The following is an 18,445-nucleotide window of genomic DNA, read 5'->3' on the forward strand; positions in this document are numbered from 1 at the left end:
TGGTAGGGTAGCAGCAATCAGGGGCGTGGGTCAAACCCGATACCCCTGCTTTATGGCTAAAAGAAAAAGAATTTTTCCGTGCGGTCACAAAGGATATGGTAAAGCGTGCCATCGCTGCACGCAAGAGTTGGTAGCCCAGCAGCATTACGTTGAAGAGCTGGCAGAAAAACAAACCAAAAAACAACGGAGGGAAGCATCATTTGCTAGAGATATCATCGATCTCAGAGGTCTGCCAGACCACGTAGTCACTAAAGCTCGCGCCATTATAGCAGCTTTGGGAGAAAATAAGAATTACAGAGATTTCGGCGGCAAACGCCTGCGTCACAACCGTTTGATCGTCAGTATTCCTGTAACGCGCAACTACAGAATGCTTTGTGAAGATTGCGGCACTTTTTTAATTCCCCAAAAAGTTTTGTCGCACGAAGACTACAACGTCTGCAAACCAGGAAGTTAGTTATTGGTTATTAATTATTGGTAGCCACTCACAACAGTCAACCGTCAACAGTCAACATTCATTAATTAGTTATTTAAAATCATGCAAATTTACCTCGACTATAGCGCCACAACGCCACCGCGCCCAGAAGCGATTCAAGCCATGCAAATAGCCCTGACTCAGCAGTGGGGAAATCCTTCCAGCTTGCACGAGTGGGGACAAAGGGCGGCGACAGCTTTAGAATTAGCGAGAATGCAGGTTGCTAGCTTGATTAACGCGCTACCGGAATCGATAATTTTTACCAGCGGCGGCACTGAAGCGGACAATTTGGCAATTATGGGAATTGCTCGTCTTTATACAAAGCCGCAGCATATTATTATCTCCAGCGTAGAGCATTCCGCAGTAGCAGAACCGGCGCGACAACTCGAACAGTTGGGATGGGAAGTGACGCGCCTACCGGTGGATAAATTTGGGCGAATTCATCCTTTGGATTTGCAAGAGTCGCTGCGATCGAATACAGTGTTAATTTCAATTATTTACGGACAAAGCGAAGTTGGGACGCTGCAACCAATAGAGGCCTTGGGACAAATTGCGCGCGATCGCAATATCATGTTTCATACCGATGCAGTTCAAGTTGCCGGCAAGCTGCCGATTGACGTGCAGAAATTGCCCGTAGACTTGCTTTCGGTTTCCAGTCACAAACTTTACGGGCCGCAAGGTGCGGGGGCGCTTTACGTGCGTCAAGGAATAGAATTAGTGCCAATGTTAGGCGGTGGCGGCCAAGAATTGAAACTGCGATCCGGGACGCAAGCGCTGCCGGCAATCGTCGGTTTTGGGGTGGCGGCGGAGTTAGCATTGCAGGAAATAGATGTGGAAACGCCGAGGTTAATTGGATTGCGCGATCGGCTTTTTGACCTATTAGCTCATGTCCCCAGTTTAGTACCAACAGGCGATCGATATTGTCGGCTGCCGCACCACGTCAGTTTTTGCATCGTCTCCCCTTCCTGCCGCCCTTACCAAAAGAGAGATACAGAGCGAATCACAGGCAAAACTCTGGTGCGGCAGCTAAATTTAGCAGGAATTGGCATTAGTTCCGGTTCTGCTTGTAGCAGCGGGAAACTAACTCCCAGTCCGATATTATTAGCAATGGGATATGACGAAAGCGGCGCCGTTGGTGGAATTCGCTTGACTCTCGGACGAGAAACCACAGAAGCTGATATTGATTGGACAGTAATTGCGATCGAGCAAATTTTGGATAGATTAATGCCCAAAGTAGCATTATGTAAGCGTTAACATTAACTGCAAGCCCAGATAACCGTATTTATCCGCGTCCATCCGCCAACATCTGCGGTCATTCGATTTTAGATTTTAGATTTTGGATTTTGGATTGATTCCACGGATAAATTCGGGGGCTTGAGGATTTTAGATTTTAGATTTTGGATTGATTCCACGGATAAATCCGGGGGCTTGTACCATCAAGAAAATCTTGGTCAAAATCATCAAAAATCAGAAACAAACCCAAAAACCCACCCCCAATCATGATAAAATAAATCCCGGTGTTATTCACAACTCCCCACAATGGAAGAAAACCGCGCTCAAGCCTATCTGCAATTAATTCACACCCTGCTGAATTGCCCCAACGGAGAGGAACCGCAGATATTACAGGATAACTCAGAATTGCTCGATCGCGGATTTCTGGAAACTTGCGAGTTAGTAGCATCAACCTTGGCAGAACAAGGAGGCGAGAATGGCGCTAATTTCCTGCGAAATCTGGCCAGTCAGCTATGGCAATTCATCGATACGAACGATGACGGAGATAGCAATAACTCTGAAAGTGAAAATTTCCAAGAGTATGCAAACTTTTTCCTAGAATTATTGCGATCCGAACAAGATAGTAATAGCGATATTGCAGTAGTTTACCCCATGCTCGAACAACGGCAACATCTCCTCAATGCCCGTTTTGCCGAGATTTTACAGCAAGTATCCCACAAGTTAATTGACGGCGAAAACTCAGAAACAATTAACTCAATTATCAGCCTGATTGAAAATTTGAGTGTTCATATTAGTGACTTTCCCAGCGGTAATAGAGCTAACAATATTGAAATTGCCATTACAGGTTATCAAATAGTTTTAAATAATCGGGAACCAGGAAGCGAAAAATGGACGCAAACTCAAAATAATCTGGCTATTGCCTACAATAACAGAATCAACGATTCGCTGGCGGAAAATCAGTAATATCAATTCCGGTTGCATCGGAATTAATATCACCCAAAATCAGGACACGGCAGTGCCGTGTCCCTACAATAAATCTGGCGTAGGGACACGGCACTGCCGTGTCCTCTATATCATTCCGGCCTAGCCGGAATTGATATAACGGGCGATCGCATTTTACACGGCGGCATTAGAAGTCCGCACCCGCGATGCTTTTCCGAACAATGGCAAACGACACAAAATAATCTGGCAGTTGTCTATGCGGGTTCAGAGATAATTCAGAAGTGTTGAAATCCTCTATCGAGCTTTAATACAATATCAGGGTAAATACCGCTGCTATCAGTCAACCAGATATCGGTGCTCTCCGTAGTGATTCCCACAATCGCGGCTCCGTTTCCTATTTTTTCCACTAATAACTGAGCATTTGCGATCGGCAAAAACAGCACTAACTCGAAGTCTTCGCCGCCGTATAATGCCCAATCTAAAGCTTTTTCGGTTGATACAATTTCGCTGAAAATATCGGGAATTGGTATTTTTGTGCGATCGACTTTTGCGCCAACACCGCTAGCCCGACAAATTTGAATAATCGCATCAGCTAAACCGTCGCTGCTGTCCATTCCGGCGATTGCAATTGGGGATTTAACCCCCCCCGGCCCCCCCTTGCTAAGGGGGGGAGAATTGGACTCTTGCTTCCCCCCCTTAGCAAGGGGGGGACTGAGGGGGGGTTCCATCGCACCTGGAGAATTGGACTCTTGCTTCCTCCCCTTAGCAAGGGGGGAACTGAGGGGGGGTTCCATCGCGCCTTCGGAACCTAAAATTTCCCAAACAACCGGCAAAACATCCAGCCTCGGTTTAGGGCACTGGTGAGCGAGAATTAAAGAAGCTCGATCGACTTCTGTAAGATTTTGCCCGAATTCTGGATTTAACAGCAATTCTAATCCCGCGCGGGAGGCTCCGTGAACCCCAGTAGCCACAATCGCCCAATCAGATCGCGCATTTGACCGACTAATGGTACGATCGCGCTCAACTTGTCCGAAAGCCGTAATCGCCACCGTCACCACGGGCGATCGCACAACATCGCCACCGACGATCGGCGTATGATATTCTTGCAAGCAAGCCGTCATCCCTCGATAAAACTCTTCAACCCACTCCACAGCCGTATCCGACGCCACAGCAAGGGCTACAGTCACCGCCAGAGGCGTTGCTCCCATCGCAGCCAGATCCGACAAATTTGCCGCTGCGGCGCGCCATCCTGCGTAATAAGGCCCCGTAGTGCGATCGCTAAAATGCACTCCATCCACCAACATATCTGTAGTAATAGCGAGAGATTGGTTGGGATTTGTAGGCATCACAGCGCAATCATCACCCACTATCTCTGCGGGGCAGAATTTTTGCAATATTCTTAAAAGACCTTGTTCACCGATATCTTTAACTTTCATAATTTGGAATTAGTCGATCGCACTTTCTCACTTCACCATTCCTTACCGGAACTCGGCGGCAAGCGCAACCTAGGAAACCTATAAAAAGTATCCCCTTCATCATCTACCTCTAAAATTGCCGAAAAAATCTTCACTTGCCGAGTTAAATACTGCTGAGCAACTTCGGCCTCAACCCTAGCATTAGCGGCCAGTTGTATCAGCGAAACCTGACTCTTTTGAGTTTCCAACAACTGATAAAAAGCCTCATCTAACCGCTGCTTTTGCTTGCTTTCATTCACATTTTTTACAATCAACAATCCTGCGAATCCGCCCAAACCAATTACCAATAAAAATTCTAAAATTGCCATACTCTCGATTAAATTCCTGATTTCAATAACGAAATATAAAAATTATCTCTTCTTGCAGCCCGCCTCAGCGGGCTTTGTGTGTGCAGAAGCGATTTCAATCGCCTTCACCTTTATTTAGAAAAGATTTCAATGGCTGTCACTATTGATTTTTTTAGCCCGCGCAGGCGGGCTTTGTGTGTGCAGAAGCGATTTCAATCGCCTTCACTTTTGACAAGCAGCGATTTCAATTGCCGTCATTAATTAAACTTGAGGTCGCACCAAATTTTCTATTCCTTTAACTACCTTAGCAGATACAATCTTGTCTCCTTGCTTCAGTTGTTCCAAAACTTCTTTTCCTTCAATCATGTAACCAAAAACAGCATATCGGCCGTCCAACAGATTCAGGCCAGCGGGCGTGAGTTCAGGTTCAAACAAGAAAAAGAAAAACTGAGAAGAACCGCTGTCGGGTTCAGCTTCCTTGCGCGCCATTGCCACAGTACCGAAAGCAGAAAAAGGCAAAACAGGCTCGTCGCGATAGCGCCCCGCATCTTCTAGAGTAATCCCGTAAACAGGCTCCTTTTCGTCTCTGACGAGCACTTCCAGCGGAACATTCCGGTATTGGCCAGTACCTGGGTCAATAAAACCCTCTTCCTTGCCTTCGGGGTCTCCGGTTTGCAAAACGTAGGATTCTTCCGATCGAATAAACGGCAAACCGTCATAAAAACCTCGATCGACTAAATCCACAAAATTACCAGCCGTAACCGGCGCGCTGTAGCCGTCAACCACTACAGTAATTTCCCCTTTTTCAGTTTGTACGGCTACAGTAGCGCGCCCTTTGAGTTGAGGGAGACTAGCATATTTTGCCGGCACTTCAAACGGAAACTTTGTCACCATCAACTCTTCGATTTCGCCTACCGAACCCAGGATTGTGGGTTTCAAGTCAATCACTTTTTCCTTGTTTTTAGCCTCAACAGCCTTTTCCAGTTGAGCAATTCCCTCCTTGACTTGTGCAAGTAGCACCTCAGCTTCCGGCTTTTTGGCGTCGGGAATACTCGCTAAAATGTCAGATTCCCGAAGGTTGAGAATCCTGGAAGCCTTGCTGACATCGCTGCTAATGGGCCCCCAACGTTTAGACCGTATGTGGTTGCCAATGTCTTCGAGACTGATTTGCAAATCTCGCACAGTCTGATTGTCAATAGGTAAAGCGAAGCGCAGCAGCGCTCGGCCGTCGGTAATCGCATTCCCAGCAGGCATACTGCTGCTGGGGCGTTTGGCATGGGAGACTGGACTGAAACTCAGTCCGAGAGAGAACAGCAGGAGTGCTAAAGCGAGGGTTTTGACCCAGCGCTTGCACGTATCGATCGAGAAATTAGGCCAATGCAACATAACTTTAACTTTTATTGCCTCTATTATCTTCCCACAGCGCTGTCGGCCTTCTATCCGTTTGGCGTACACTGCTCGTCGCCGAACTTCCTTCCCTTGAGAGCTTTTTAGCTTTCTGTACAGCACTTGCTCCCTTTGAACGGTAAAATAAAATGCCAATTGCTTTTGGATGCCGTCAGCTAGACTGCGGCTTTAACTTGAGCCGCTCAAAAACGGATACAATCCCCAGACTCCTGTCGTGGAGAGATCAAAATTTTAGACCAAGGTTCAATCTCCCAAATTCATCTGTGGAGTAAATCTAAAGTCTAAAATCTAAAATCTAAAATCGACTGACTGTAGTTCCCCCGTGCCGGCAAGGCGACGGGATTGCCCGCAAAAATTTATATGATCTCCAGTAACGACTTTCGACCAGGTGTTTCAATTGAATGGAATAACGGCGTGTGGCGGGTTATCGAATTCCTCCACGTCAAGCCAGGAAAAGGCTCGGCTTTCGTGCGGACAAAATTAAAAAACGTCCAAACCGGAAACGTAGTAGAACAAACCTTCCGGGCGGGCGAGACTATGCCTCAAGCCAACTTGGAAAAGAGCGCGATGCAGCATACCTATAAAGAGGGCGACCAGTTCGTCTTTATGGATATGGAAACTTACGAGGAAAGTCGCCTCAGTGCCAAGCAAATAGGCGATCGTGTCAAGTACCTCAGTGAAGGGATGGAAGTCAACATCCTTCGCTGGAACGACCAAATCCTGGAAGTGGAACTGCCCAACTCTGTTGTTTTGGAAGTGCTGCAAACCGATCCGGGAGTCAAAGGAGATACTGCCACCGGTGGCAGCAAACCAGCCATCGTCTCCACCGGAGCTCAGGTTATGGTGCCTCTATTTATTTCCATTGGAGAACGGATTCGGATAGATACTCGTGAAGACAAGTACCTCGGCCGAGAGTAGAAACGACGGAGGAAAAGGGAGTTTTTAGTTTTTAGTTCTGAGTTATGAGTTAAAGAATTCAAAATTCAACACTCATCGCTCACAGCTTAAAAACTATCCCTTTGCCCTCCAAACTCGGTGAATTCTCCAAGCTTCGCCGGATTCCTAATTTTCAATTTTCAATTTTCAATTTTCAATTCTCAATTACCCTTGAATCTGCTGTGCAACTAGACTTAAACCAGCTTTGCGAACTCCTAACTGTATTAGACAAAACAGGCATTTCGGAACTGACCTTAAAAAGTGGGGATCTTGAACTGACAGTGCGCAAAGGCATTCTGGCAAGTTCACCAGGCACCGCTGCTGCGCTCCCTGCTGCCGTGGCGACAGTCGCTCCGAGCGCGTTGGGCGCTGTTGCTAGCCCCACCTTAGCCTCACCTCCTGCTGTTGACCAAAATGTAGGAGCAGCTCTGGCTGAGGCCCCTGCCGCCACACCAGTCGCCGTGCCTGCTGCCGTGACTGCTCCTGTCGATACGAAATGGGTGCCAATTATCTCGCCGATGGTAGGAACCTTTTATCGCGCTGCTGCTCCCGACGAGCCGCCTTTTGTCAATGTGGGCGATCGCATCAAGGTCAGCCAGACAGTTTGTATTATCGAAGCGATGAAGCTGATGAACGAGATCGATGCTGATGAAGTGTCCGGTCAAGTGATGGAAATTTTAGTTCAAAATGGGGAACCTGTGGAATACGGTCAAGTTTTGATGCGAATTAATCCGGATTAAAAGATTACTTTATTGTTATGGAATAAATGCTAATAGTTCCAGATCACTTCTCTCCGGTGAGTTTGATGAAGTCATCCCAGCCTGTCCCGCAAGAGGTTGTGCAACAAGTTGCTGAGTATTTCAGTATTTTGAGCGAGCCAATGCGTTTACGAATTTTGAACTTGCTTCGCGACGGCGAAAAATGCGTGCAAGAGTTGGTGGAAGCTACTCAAACGAGTCAAGCCAATGTTTCTAAGCACCTAAAACTCATGCTCCAAGCTGGTATCCTTACTCGCCGAAGTGAAGGGACTTCAGCCTATTATAAGGTGCAGGACGAGTTAATTTTCGAGCTGTGTAATATGGTGTGCGATCGGCTTGCCAGCCGGATCGAACAGCAAGCCCTACACTTTCGCGCATTTAGCCTGACTACCAAGCACTAAACATTAGTCGCCAGTCATCAGTCATCAGTCATCAGTTATCAATCCCTACTCTCTGTCTTCAGACCGATGACTAATGACTCCTAACTAATGACTTCTCACTAATGGCTGATAATTACTAAAGGGGAAAATTTTTGTCAAAACTTTGGCGGGTACTCGGCTGAGCCACCTCCAAACCTTCGCCACCCAAAAGTTCTAAAGGCTTGCCTTCCACCGAAATCCAAACCTTGGTATTCGGTTGTAAACTCGTAGCCGTATAGATAACTTGCCCTAACCGGCCAGTCATTGAATTGCTACCTCCCCCCGAAGTAAATTCTGCCGACAAATCGACATAAACTCCGTCATTCTTGACACTCAAACCCCGGAGTTTTGTCCCATTAGGAATTTCGCTAGAAACATTTGCATCCTTGGGCCCGGCCAACAAACTGTTAAAAGCAGCTTGTAAAGTTGCATCAGGCTTGTCAGCTTGTTTGACAGCTACTTTCGTAGGAACTCCCTCAAATTTGCCACTGGCATCTTTAACCCAGTAGACTTGCACTGTCTGGGCTGCCGGCTGCGGCAAAAGCTTGGGCTGAGGCAACTTTGATACCAGAGCGTTAGGCGTCTGAGCGTTAGGCGTCTGAGCGGTAGGCGTCTGAGCTGTAGGCGTCTGAGCGGTAGGCGTCTGAGCTGTAGGCGCTTGGACAGGATTTGGAGGGGGTACCGGGATAATTACAGCAGGGGATTCCGCAGGACTTGGGGACAGCGCCGGAGCGGTAGTCGGAGCGGAAGAGTGCGTGTCTGCAGGGGTTGGCGAACGGTTCGCCGTCCACCAGGCAATGCCCCCTCCTGCCACTAAAGCTAACCCGCAAACACCGGCAATCACTGCTGTGGAGACGCGGCGTACTTCTTGTCCATCTTTCATAATACAAATCCTCCTTAGAGATAGAGCGCTTGGGACGGTGAGGAGCGACTCCGATCAGCTACATTTGTCTATGGTTAGATTCTGGAATTGACACAATTGCATTGCTGCTAGCGAACACTTTATGGCAAGCCCAACATTTTCTGAATCCGACTATTGGAATCCTAGACCATAATATGAGATTTAGTGTGGGAGTATGTCACAGTCTCTCGATCGGCTTAGTGGCCATATTCTATAGTAATCATAAAAAATTAAAGGATGAAGGAAGAAAGAAGAAAGAAAAAGGAAGAAGGAAGGCAACGGATGGATGTAATGTGGGTAACGGGGGTAACGGATAGAAGGAAGAAGGAAAAAGGATGTCGATAAAAATATTTTTCCCCAAACAAAAAGCGCCCCTATTTCTAGGAGCGCTTTTTGTCAATCAAGGACTAAAACTTAGCCGTTGATAGAAGGAGCAACCATTGCTACGGGAGTTGTCTCACCAGCAGCCAAGTCGAGAGGGAAGTTGTGAGCGTTGCGCTCGTGCATGACTTCCATACCCAAGTTAGCGCGGTTGATGACATCAGCCCAAGTATTGATGACACGACCTTGAGAGTCGATAATCGATTGGTTGAAGTTGAAACCGTTCAAGTTGAAAGCCATCGTGGAGATACCCAAAGCGGTAAACCAGATGCCGACTACTGGCCATGCACCTAACAAGAAGTGCAAGGAACGGCTGTTGTTGAAGGAAGCGTATTGGAAAATCAAACGACCGAAGTAGCCGTGGGCTGCGACGATGTTGTAGGTTTCTTCTTCTTGACCGAATTTGTAACCGTAGTTCAAGGATTCGGTTTCGGTTGTTTCACGAACCAAGGAAGAGGTAACTAAAGAACCGTGCATGGCGGAGAACAAAGAACCACCGAAGACACCAGCTACTCCCAACATGTGGAAGGGGTGCATCAGGATGTTGTGCTCGGCTTGGAAGACGATCATGAAGTTGAATGTGCCGGAGATACCCAAGGGCATACCGTCAGAGAAAGAACCTTGTCCGATGGGGTAGATCAAGAATACTGCGGTGGCTGCTGCAACTGGTGCAGAGTAAGCTACGCAGATCCAAGGACGCATACCTAAGCGGTAGGACAGTTCCCATTCACGACCCATGTAGCAGAAAATGCCGATGAGGAAGTGAAATACTACCAATTGGTAGGGGCCGCCGTTGTACAACCACTCATCGAGGGAAGCTGCTTCCCAGATTGGGTAGAAGTGCAAGCCGATGGCGTTGGATGAAGGAACAACTGCACCTGTGATGATGTTGTTGCCGTACATCAAGGAACCTGCTACTGGTTCGCGGATGCCGTCGATGTCCACTGGAGGGGCAGCGATGAAGGCGATGATGTAGCAGATGGTGGCGCTGAGCAAGGTGGGAATCATCAAGACGCCGAACCAACCTACATAAATGCGGTTCTCGGTGCTGGTGACCCAGTTGCAAAACTGATCCCACAGGTTGGCGCTTTCGCGCTGCTGTAAGGTTGTGGTCATGGTTTTATGATTGCTTTATTTGGTTTTCAATGTTCGTGACGGCTTTGTGTTCCGCCATGTAAATAAAGATAAAGCTTTTATTTCTGTTTGTAAAGGCCTTCTAAGCACAAATTTTCTTATACTTAAGATAAATTATGCTTATTCCAAGCCATAAGCCTTGCTGTATCGGGAGTTTAAAAGCAGAAAGCGGAATTTGCGGACGATCGCCCACAAATGAAGAATACTCATAATCTACCTGGGCAACGAGATTCGGGACAGGCATCCTTGTTAAGATAGATGAAGGGTTGCGGTTGACGATCGCAAAACTCGCACTGCACAGATATATGTTGTTGCACAAGTCAGATCGATAAAAATCCCAAGAAATGTCCCGCACAGTCACCTACAGCCCTGCTTATACTCTGGTTCCCACTTACGAGTGTTTTAACCGCTGCACCTATTGCAATTTTCGGGCCGAACCCCTGCAAAGTCCTTGGCTGACGCTACCAGAAGCCGAAAAACAGCTCAACTTCCTGCAAACTCAAGGTGTAATTGAAATTCTCATCCTCAGCGGCGAGGTACATCCTCAAAGTAAACGGCGAAAAGCTTGGTTGCAGCGGATTTACGATTTGTGCGAACTGGCACTTGCTCTGGGATTTTTGCCGCATACTAATGTGGGGCCGCTCAGCTTTCAGGAGATGGCACAGTTAAAAGAGGTAAATGTATCGATGGGGCTGATGCTAGAACAGCTTGCCCGAGATTTGTTACAAACGGTTCACCGACACGCACCGAGTAAAGTGCCGGCGCTGCGGCTGCAACAGTTAGAATGGGCTGGGGAATTAAAGATTCCGTTTACAACTGGTTTGCTGCTGGGAATTGGGGAAAGTGAGGGCGATTGGGTCGAGACTTTAGAGGCGATCGCCCGGATTCATTCGCGTTACAATCACATTCAAGAAGTTATCATCCAGCCGCACAGTCCGGGAAATCAGCAAAGTTGGGACGGGGAAGTTTTTGATGCTACAAGAATGCCGGAAGTAATTGCGATCGCCCGCAGCATTTTACCTGATGAAATCAGGCTACAAATTCCGCCGAATTTAGTTGCACAGCCAGACATATTGCTGGCTTGTTTAGAAGCTGGTGCTAGAGATTTAGGAGGAATCGGGCCGCTGGATGAAGTTAATCCCGATTATCCTCACTTGCAACACCAAACTTTAACAGAAATTTTAGCAGCATCGGGATGGCAACTTGTGCAGCGTTTGCCTGTTTATCCTCAGTACGATAATTGGCTGCCCCAGACATTGCAAACTGCTGTAAAACAATTCAGAATTAGTCATTAATTATTCTAATTTCTTAGTCGGCGGAGGCGGACTTCGTTTGTATAGCAGCAGCGGTTTCAACCGCCGAGTGATATCAATTCCGGTTGTATCGGAATTAATATTACCCGAAATCAGGACACGGCACTGCCGTTTCCCTACCGCGATCAGTCGTAGGGACACGGCACTGCCGTGTCCTCTATATCATTCGGCGCAGCGAGATTTGATATGATAAAAATAAACAATTGAGATTTTAAATCAAAGAACCGCCCCCATCAATCCAGACTTCAGTACCTGTGGTAAAGCTGGAGGCATCTGATACCAGAAAGAACACTAATTGGGCGATTTCTTCGCTAGAACCGGCGGTATTATCAGTCAAAGGAATCATGTCTTGAATGGAATCAGGTGCGACTGGAATGCGATCGAGATTTCGCTTAGTGGTACTTTCCTCAATCGCAGTCAGCACCCCACCCGGACAGATAACATTGACTCTGATTTGGCTGGGAGCAAGTTCTAGCGCTAGCATTTTTGCAAAGGCTACTTGGGCTGCTTTACTACAAGCGTAGGCGGTGGCGCCAACTTTCCTGAAACTTCTGGTGCCATTAATTGATGATGTAATGACAATCGAACCTCCTTGTTTTTTCAGATGAGGAACAGCATACTTAACAGTCAAAAATGTTCCTCTGAGGTTGGTGTTAATTGTCCGATCCCACTCCTCGGGTTCTATCTCCTCTATCGGCGACCATACACCGTTAATACCCGCATTTGCAAAGACAATATCAATTCTTTGATATTCGTCAAAAATTGTTTGAAATGCCTGTTGCATTTGCTGAGAATCCCCAACATCTGCGGCAATAGCCAGCCCGCAGCCTCCTTCATTGACCAACTGGCGGACGGTTTCTTGCCCCGTTTCCAAAATGTGATCGATAATAGCAACTTTTGCGCCTTCCTTGGCCATTAAAATTGCTGCTGCATGACCAATTCCCGACCCACCGCCGGTAATTACTGCAACTTTTTCTGAAAGTTTCATATTTTTTTAGATAAATATTTTTTTGGGCGATCGCAGAGCATAAAAATAATACTAGATAGAGGAATTTACTCCTCACTACACACAAGTTTCCGCGATCAAAATTATGAAAGTAAAAAGTGGTTTAAGGTACTTATTATAGCGGTAAGGTGCGCACTGCGCACCCTACTTTAGGCAGAGGAGTACGTCAATTTTAACGCAGTCCTTACTGCTGCGGCACCCAGACCGAAACAGAACCGGCGTTACACCGAAAATCACCCCAACCATCGTCATTAGTTGTGATTGGTTCTTTGATGTGTTCGGTGATGTCAATATAAGTTCGATTCGGTTGTCCGACTTCCATAAACTTGGTGCCCTCGTCTCCGTTACTGAGTACCACAGCCATGCCGCCCGGATGTTCTTCAGTTCCGAGTCGCGTCCAGCCAATGGTATTGGCGTGGTCGAAGTAATCGTACTGATTGCCGTAGGAATAAGTTTGGCGCGCTAACAAGAATTTATCGAGAAGAAACTGATGTTTGTCTAACCAAATCTCGTATTCGTTGCCATCGTTTGCTGTATCCTTATAGTTATCGCCGTAATAGTCCGGGTAAAAAATGCACGGATATCCTTCGCTTCGCAGCAAGATTAAAGCGTAGGCAAGAGGTTTAAACCAAGCCTCGACAACAGATTCTAGGGATTGTAATGGTTGAGAATCATGGTTGTCAACCAAGGTAACGGCGAGGGCTGGTTGCTGTTGGACGAGGGTGTTATCAAAAATTGTTCGCAAGTCGTAGCTATTGCCGGCCTTGCTAGCAGCGTGGAAGTTGTAGTGGAGGGGTGCGTCAAATAAGGTGACTTTACCGTCGGTTGCTTGGATGAAGCTGTGCAAAGCTTCCACTTCGTAAGACCAATATTCGCCTACGGCAAATAGGTCGCGTTGGGCATAGTGGCGGACGTGTTCCAACCATTCTTGGAAAAATTCTGCTTTAACGTGTTTGACGGCATCGAAGCGAAAGCCGTCAACGTTTGTTGTATCGACATACCACTCACCCCAGTATTTTAATTCCCCGGTGACTTCTGGGTTGTCCATATCTAAATCGCAACCCATGAGGTAGTCAAAATTGCCTTTTTCTAAGTCTACTCCTCGATCGAATTCTTTACCTTTGAGCAGGTAAACGGCATGGGTTTCTGTGTCGTAAACGTTGTAATCAATGGCGTCAAAATGCCACCAATGCCACTCCATGCTGGAATATTTTTTGTCGCGTCCGGGGAAGGTAAAATGCGTCCAAGCTTTGATTTTTTGATATTCGCCTACAGTGTCATTCCGGTTGTCGGGATTGAAGGGTGTAGCTTCGGATTCTTCTTCTGCATCGGCACCTAATTTGTGGTTGAAAACAACATCGGCATAAATCCGAATTCCAGCATCTTGTGCAGCTTTAATGGCGGCCAAATACTCATCTTTTGTGCCGTATTTTGTGCGTACCGACCCTTTTTGGTCGAACTCGCCTAAATCGAATAAGTCGTAGACGCCGTAACCTACATCCATACCGCCGCCGGTTCCTTTATAGGCTGGCGGCAACCACAGGGATGTAACGCCTTTTTTGGCTAAATCTTTTGCAGATTTCGCTAGCTGATTCCACAGGCTGCCGTCGTCGGGGCTGTACCAGTGGAAATACTGCATCATCACGCCATTTAGTTCAGACATAAATTTAGTTTTTCCTATTTTGTCAAATTGCGATCGACATTTGTGTTCGTAGCTCGCTAGTTTACGTATGTCTGCAATCTATGGTTAATAAATATCATAAAAGATGGGGCTGCTAAAAAAAATCTATCTCTTGATGTATTGACAACAAAATGTAAATTTGATATTAATTTAATTACTTTATCCAGACAGCAAAATATTAATCTGGTGGCAATTGTGCAGCAACTCGCTCAACTCTGGTGTTCCAAGTACCGTCGATCGCCAATTCAAGCAATCTAAATCCCGGGGGGATTTGGTCAAGGATAATCGGATGACTTTTCGGTAAAAGTTGGATGCAGGTGCTGGGTGTCCCCAAGTAGGTAACTGAGCCCCGCTGTTGTTGAAATTCTTGGTGAATGTGGCCACAAAGAACGATTTTGATTTGAGGATATCGATCGACAATTGCTAAAAATTCATCGGCATTGTGCAGCATCATTCCATCCATTATTTCAGAGTCGATCGGCAAAGGATGATGGTGCAAGGCAATGATAACAGGTCGATCGCCGGTTTGTTGCAGTTGAGAGTCGAGCCAATGCAAGCTTTCTGGGGAAAGCCGCCCGCCGTCGCATCCGGCTTCCACACTCGAAAGCAACAGAAATTGCCAGTTTCCTAGCATCCATGATTTTTCTGGGGAAAGGGGCGGTTGATTTAAGATTTCTGCCATGACTGGGATGTTGTCGTGGTTCCCAGGTATCCAGTAGGCGGGTATTCCGAGGGGGGCGATGAGGGAGACGAGGCGCTGGTAGGATTCGGGTGTTTCGTCTTGGGACAAGTCGCCTGTGAGTAGGAGTAAGTCGGGCGGCGGCTGTATCTGTTGCAAGCGATCGAGAACTGCTTGGAGGGTGCGGGCTGTTGAGAGGCCTTTCCATTCTCGATCGAGCTCTGCAAACAAGTGAGTGTCGGTGATTTGGGCGACGAGTAAGGGAGAAACTGGTGTCATGGCTGGTGTTGCGGGTCGTTGCTATAGTTCTAGAGTACCTTCCCACAAGGGTTTTGGGGATATGGGAAAAAAGGGCGATTCCCTACCCTTCGAGAACGCAGGCGCGTTCGGGATAGCTGCGCTTCACGAAATTTTTGACAGGTATGTTAAAATTTTCGAGATTTGGTGTACTATAAGAAAACGTCAAATTTCAGACGTGACGGCGGCATAGCCAAGTGGTAAGGCAGAGGTCTGCAAAACCTCCACCCCCAGTTCAAATCTGGGTGCCGCCTTTTTTAATTGTACAGTGACACATTAATTGTCATCAATGACAGATTACTGTCGTGGAGCCAAATTATGTGTCGCTGGGACAAATTAATGTCTTCTATTATATTTGTCCTGAAAAGAAGAGAGCTTACAAAAGTATTACAAATATATTGTGGCAGACCCCGGCCTTACCTTTCAACCCACTCGTAGTCTATGACCATTGAAGCCCTATAACCCTAGAATAATAGCATTCAGTCGGACAAAATAGCTTTCAACCCACCCCTAGTCGGGATGGCCATTGAAGCTCCAATTCGTCCATACCAATAAACCAATGCACATGAACTTTCAACCCACCCCTAGTCGGGATGGCCATTGAAAGACTGCGGGGGTTTCCCCGCTAGCAGAAACCAATCTACACTTTCAACCCACCCCTAGTCGGGATGGCCATTGAAGCTCCACTAGCGACCAATAAACATAAACCCCGTTCGATCGCCTTTCAACCCACCCCTAGTCGGGATGGCCATTGAAGCTCTAAGCGCTTAAACCCTAACCTAAACTGGCTTCCAGAAACAAATTTCGTCAACCTTAGAAATATTGCTCTGGAAACTGTAGTAACAGGAGGGTGGACCATCCCAGACAAAGCCCAAACTTAGTCGGGCTATTAACTTGAGAAGATTCGTCAACCTCTTGGGGATTTCACTCCCGCTGAGGTTCACGAAAAAAAATAAGGTGGGTTCCCCCTTGATCGGAGGTGATTCAGTAGCCACCACTGTAGTACATCTACACCCCTATTACTGGGAGCGCACCTTATTCCTATCCCGAAAGATAGCAGCATCAGGGTGGGCAGCTACCAGGGTCAGAAAGCACAACTGTCTTTCAACAGTCAAACTAACCCCCATTTAGCACAGTTCAGAGGCTTTTGACGGCATGACCTGCGGCGCTGTTATCAATTATATTCAATTTTCAAGGTACGGTACTGATAATTCTCACGATTTTGAACGAGATTGATAGGCTAGAAGTGCCATCTCTTTGGCTTTCTCTTGAGGACTGCCGCGAATGGGTTGTTGTCCTTGCTCAATGACGATACCGATTTTTGAGGCTTGGGCTTGAATATTGTCAATTAATCTGCCATAACTCCATTGATGAGTATTAACTCGGTACTGTTTGGCGTATTTTTTCTGTGCTTCTATGTAGCCAGGAATTTTGGCTTCGGCTTTTGCCTGGACTTCTGCTTGAACTAATTCCCGCATATTACCCACTTCAGGAACAACAATGCTTCCGGCTTGATAAGTTTTAGCCAGTGCGACGATCGCTTTTGCCAATATTCGATCTACATATTCTCCTAATTCTGATTCGCGAAACTGATTAGGAGCAGCATTTTTTTGGGCTTGATGCCGTTGGTGAGATAGACGTTGTTTTTGTTGGTGTTGGCGGGTAAGTAGTTGATAATTATCTCCTAGCAGTTGTTTGATACTGCGATAGGCGATCGCCTCTCCTGTGGTTCCATTTATAATTGCTGCTGTAGCTGGTTTTTCTAATCCCATTGCTATGCCGAGCAGAATATAAGATTTACCTTCATAGAGAGGTTGGCTAGGGCGAGGAAAAGGATTATTAATTCGGGTTAAACTTGACTGTTTGCCGTGAATAAATGATTGTTGTTTATCATTTAATTTACCTTTTTGCTCCATCTTGGTAAGAGTTTGGGCAATTTCAGTAGCTTTTTGTTGACGGACTTGCTCTGTACCTTCGGCAGTCCACAAACGGGTATCTACGGTACAAAATAAGTTGAGACGATGGATATTCCAAGGTTCTCCTTTGCCTTTACCCTCTTGCCAACCAATACGTCCTGAACGCAGGGTGAAAAGAGCGCTGGAATGTAGGTCTTTACTGGCGCGTTTAGTTTCCTGATCTTCATAAAAGCGTTCCAACCATTTTAATTGTCGTTGGTCGCAATAAATTTCCCATTCATGTTCTCCTAAACCATTAAAATGAACACAGAGGCGACCTTTGTCGTTTTTACTCCAGGTTAAATCTTGGTTGGTTTCATAGGCAACAGGGAAAGGTATTGATTTCGATTTAGTAAGTAATATATTTTGCCAAGATTTAGCTTGGGCTTCATTTTCAGGGGCGGTTGTAGCGGCTGTAATTAAGGTTTGTAACCAGTTTTCCCCTGTTAAGTCCCGCCCTTTGGGTTTGCGACTGTTGAGTTGTTCTTGTAAACGTTCAATTTTGATCTCAGATTTGCGGCGTTTTTTGGCAAATTCCTGGGGTTCTTCGGGTTTGGTGGGAATTTTGCACCCATTTTTGAGTAGGTAGCAGATCGCAGCGTGGGTGAGGATATCTTCTGTTTTTTCGTAGTTATCAAAAAGAAAGGGGAGGAGAGGTTTATTGGTTGAGGTTTTCGCTTTCTTGGTCTTTTTTGCTGGTTTGGGTTCTGGAGATGGGTTTTCAGGGGTGAGGGAAGCGAGAAGCGCGATCGCTTGGGCGCGAATATCGTCTAAAGTGCGATCGCTTTCTGCTACCAATTCCTCATCACTTTTGAGGATGCCTAACCAGCGAGTTTGACCGACTAATCGCTGCTGTAGCCTTTGCTGGACTTTGAACCAAGATTTGTAGATGTAACTAATCAGAGTAATGGCAGAGGTATAAAAGCGCCCTGGTTGACCCATATAGCGCGGGTCAGTTTTCAGGGAGTCGGATAACTGCTTGACGATGCCAGCAGGGAGTCTACGTTTTTCTCGCCAGGTTTCAAAGTCGGGATGGTTCGCTATTTGGTTGAGGATGTCGTTAATTAAGGGCGTGTTCAATTCAGCCATTAACCGCCAGAGTGCTTGGCGGCTGGGTTCTTTGGCAATTAAGCGGCACTGAATAGTGATCTGACTCATAAAAATATAGT

The 18,445-nt window shown here is 46.7% G+C and carries 16 protein-coding genes and 1 tRNA gene; 8 read left to right on the forward strand and 9 right to left on the reverse strand.

What is annotated here, in order from left to right; all coding sequences use genetic code 11:
• The first annotated feature begins 52 nt into the window (after window positions 1-52).
• The 3 genes from QUA54_RS22215 (at window position 53) to QUA54_RS22225 (ending at window position 2,668) form a co-directional block, all read left to right on the forward strand.
• Window positions 53-454: a DUF7682 family zinc-binding protein gene (locus QUA54_RS22215; protein WP_172187360.1), complete on the forward strand. Its 402-nt coding sequence runs from the start codon at window positions 53-55 to the stop codon at window positions 452-454.
• 81 nt (window positions 455-535) lie between these two features.
• On the forward strand, window positions 536-1,726 hold the full coding sequence (locus QUA54_RS22220; RefSeq protein ID WP_333416320.1) for a cysteine desulfurase family protein: 1,191 nt from the start codon (window positions 536-538) through the stop codon (window positions 1,724-1,726).
• A 285-nt stretch (window positions 1,727-2,011) separates the two neighbouring features.
• On the forward strand, window positions 2,012-2,668 hold the full coding sequence (locus QUA54_RS22225) for a hypothetical protein (protein ID WP_333416321.1): 657 nt from the start codon (window positions 2,012-2,014) through the stop codon (window positions 2,666-2,668).
• A gap of 254 nt (window positions 2,669-2,922) precedes the next feature.
• Here the strand turns inward: QUA54_RS22225 and thiL are convergent, their stop codons facing one another.
• From thiL to QUA54_RS22240, 3 genes are all read right to left on the reverse strand, one after another.
• Window positions 2,923-4,083 (reverse strand): thiamine-phosphate kinase, encoded by a 1,161-nt coding sequence (gene thiL / locus QUA54_RS22230; RefSeq protein WP_333416322.1) that lies wholly within the window; start codon window positions 4,081-4,083, stop codon window positions 2,923-2,925.
• 32 nt (window positions 4,084-4,115) lie between these two features.
• A complete protein-coding gene (locus tag QUA54_RS22235; protein ID WP_333416323.1) occupies window positions 4,116-4,430 on the reverse strand; it encodes a hypothetical protein in 315 nt (104 codons plus the stop codon).
• A gap of 240 nt (window positions 4,431-4,670) precedes the next feature.
• Window positions 4,671-5,795: a peptidylprolyl isomerase gene (locus tag QUA54_RS22240; protein ID WP_333416324.1), complete on the reverse strand. Its 1,125-nt coding sequence runs from the start codon at window positions 5,793-5,795 to the stop codon at window positions 4,671-4,673.
• A 381-nt stretch (window positions 5,796-6,176) separates the two neighbouring features.
• On the opposite strand from QUA54_RS22240, the gene efp reads away from it, so the two are divergent.
• From efp to QUA54_RS22255, 3 genes are all read left to right on the forward strand, one after another.
• A complete protein-coding gene (efp, locus tag QUA54_RS22245) occupies window positions 6,177-6,734 on the forward strand; it encodes an elongation factor P (RefSeq protein ID WP_333191822.1) in 558 nt (185 codons plus the stop codon).
• A gap of 200 nt (window positions 6,735-6,934) precedes the next feature.
• On the forward strand, window positions 6,935-7,492 hold the full coding sequence (gene accB / locus QUA54_RS22250; protein WP_333191820.1) for an acetyl-CoA carboxylase biotin carboxyl carrier protein: 558 nt from the start codon (window positions 6,935-6,937) through the stop codon (window positions 7,490-7,492).
• Window positions 7,493-7,518: 26 nt separating this feature from the next.
• On the forward strand, window positions 7,519-7,911 hold the full coding sequence (locus QUA54_RS22255) for an ArsR/SmtB family transcription factor (RefSeq protein WP_246277063.1): 393 nt from the start codon (window positions 7,519-7,521) through the stop codon (window positions 7,909-7,911).
• 115 nt (window positions 7,912-8,026) lie between these two features.
• On the opposite strand, the gene QUA54_RS22260 is transcribed toward QUA54_RS22255, so the two are convergent.
• Both QUA54_RS22260 and psbA read right to left on the reverse strand, forming a co-directional pair.
• A complete protein-coding gene (locus QUA54_RS22260; protein WP_333416325.1) occupies window positions 8,027-8,812 on the reverse strand; it encodes a GerMN domain-containing protein in 786 nt (261 codons plus the stop codon).
• 432 nt (window positions 8,813-9,244) lie between these two features.
• Window positions 9,245-10,327, reverse strand: coding sequence for a photosystem II q(b) protein (psbA, locus tag QUA54_RS22265; protein WP_172186093.1), 1,083 nt, complete (start codon window positions 10,325-10,327; stop codon window positions 9,245-9,247).
• Between the two features lie 362 nt (window positions 10,328-10,689).
• Between psbA and cofG the strand changes: the two genes are divergently transcribed.
• The gene (cofG, locus tag QUA54_RS22270; RefSeq protein ID WP_333416326.1) at window positions 10,690-11,640 is read left to right on the forward strand and encodes a 7,8-didemethyl-8-hydroxy-5-deazariboflavin synthase subunit CofG; all 951 of its coding nucleotides are present in this window, start codon (window positions 10,690-10,692) and stop codon (window positions 11,638-11,640) included.
• 229 nt (window positions 11,641-11,869) lie between these two features.
• On the opposite strand, the gene QUA54_RS22275 is transcribed toward cofG, so the two are convergent.
• From QUA54_RS22275 to cpdA, 3 genes are all read right to left on the reverse strand, one after another.
• Window positions 11,870-12,646, reverse strand: coding sequence for an SDR family NAD(P)-dependent oxidoreductase (locus tag QUA54_RS22275; protein WP_333202323.1), 777 nt, complete (start codon window positions 12,644-12,646; stop codon window positions 11,870-11,872).
• 202 nt (window positions 12,647-12,848) lie between these two features.
• Window positions 12,849-14,327 (reverse strand): alpha-amylase, encoded by a 1,479-nt coding sequence (locus QUA54_RS22280; RefSeq protein WP_333202321.1) that lies wholly within the window; start codon window positions 14,325-14,327, stop codon window positions 12,849-12,851.
• Window positions 14,328-14,523: 196 nt separating this feature from the next.
• Complete coding sequence (gene cpdA, locus QUA54_RS22285) at window positions 14,524-15,303, reverse strand: 3',5'-cyclic-AMP phosphodiesterase (protein ID WP_333416327.1); 780 nt, start codon at window positions 15,301-15,303, stop codon at window positions 14,524-14,526.
• A gap of 201 nt (window positions 15,304-15,504) precedes the next feature.
• Here cpdA and QUA54_RS22290 point away from each other — a divergent pair.
• A tRNA-Cys gene (locus QUA54_RS22290) sits at window positions 15,505-15,575 on the forward strand.
• A gap of 960 nt (window positions 15,576-16,535) precedes the next feature.
• Here the strand turns inward: QUA54_RS22290 and cas12k are convergent.
• Complete coding sequence (gene cas12k / locus QUA54_RS22295) at window positions 16,536-18,434, reverse strand: type V CRISPR-associated protein Cas12k (protein WP_333416328.1); 1,899 nt, start codon at window positions 18,432-18,434, stop codon at window positions 16,536-16,538.
• Between the last annotated feature and the right edge of the window lie 11 nt (window positions 18,435-18,445).

Source organism: Microcoleus sp. MOSTC5, from assembly GCF_036701825.1.
Classification (GTDB): domain Bacteria; phylum Cyanobacteriota; class Cyanobacteriia; order Cyanobacteriales; family Microcoleaceae; genus Microcoleus; species Microcoleus asticus.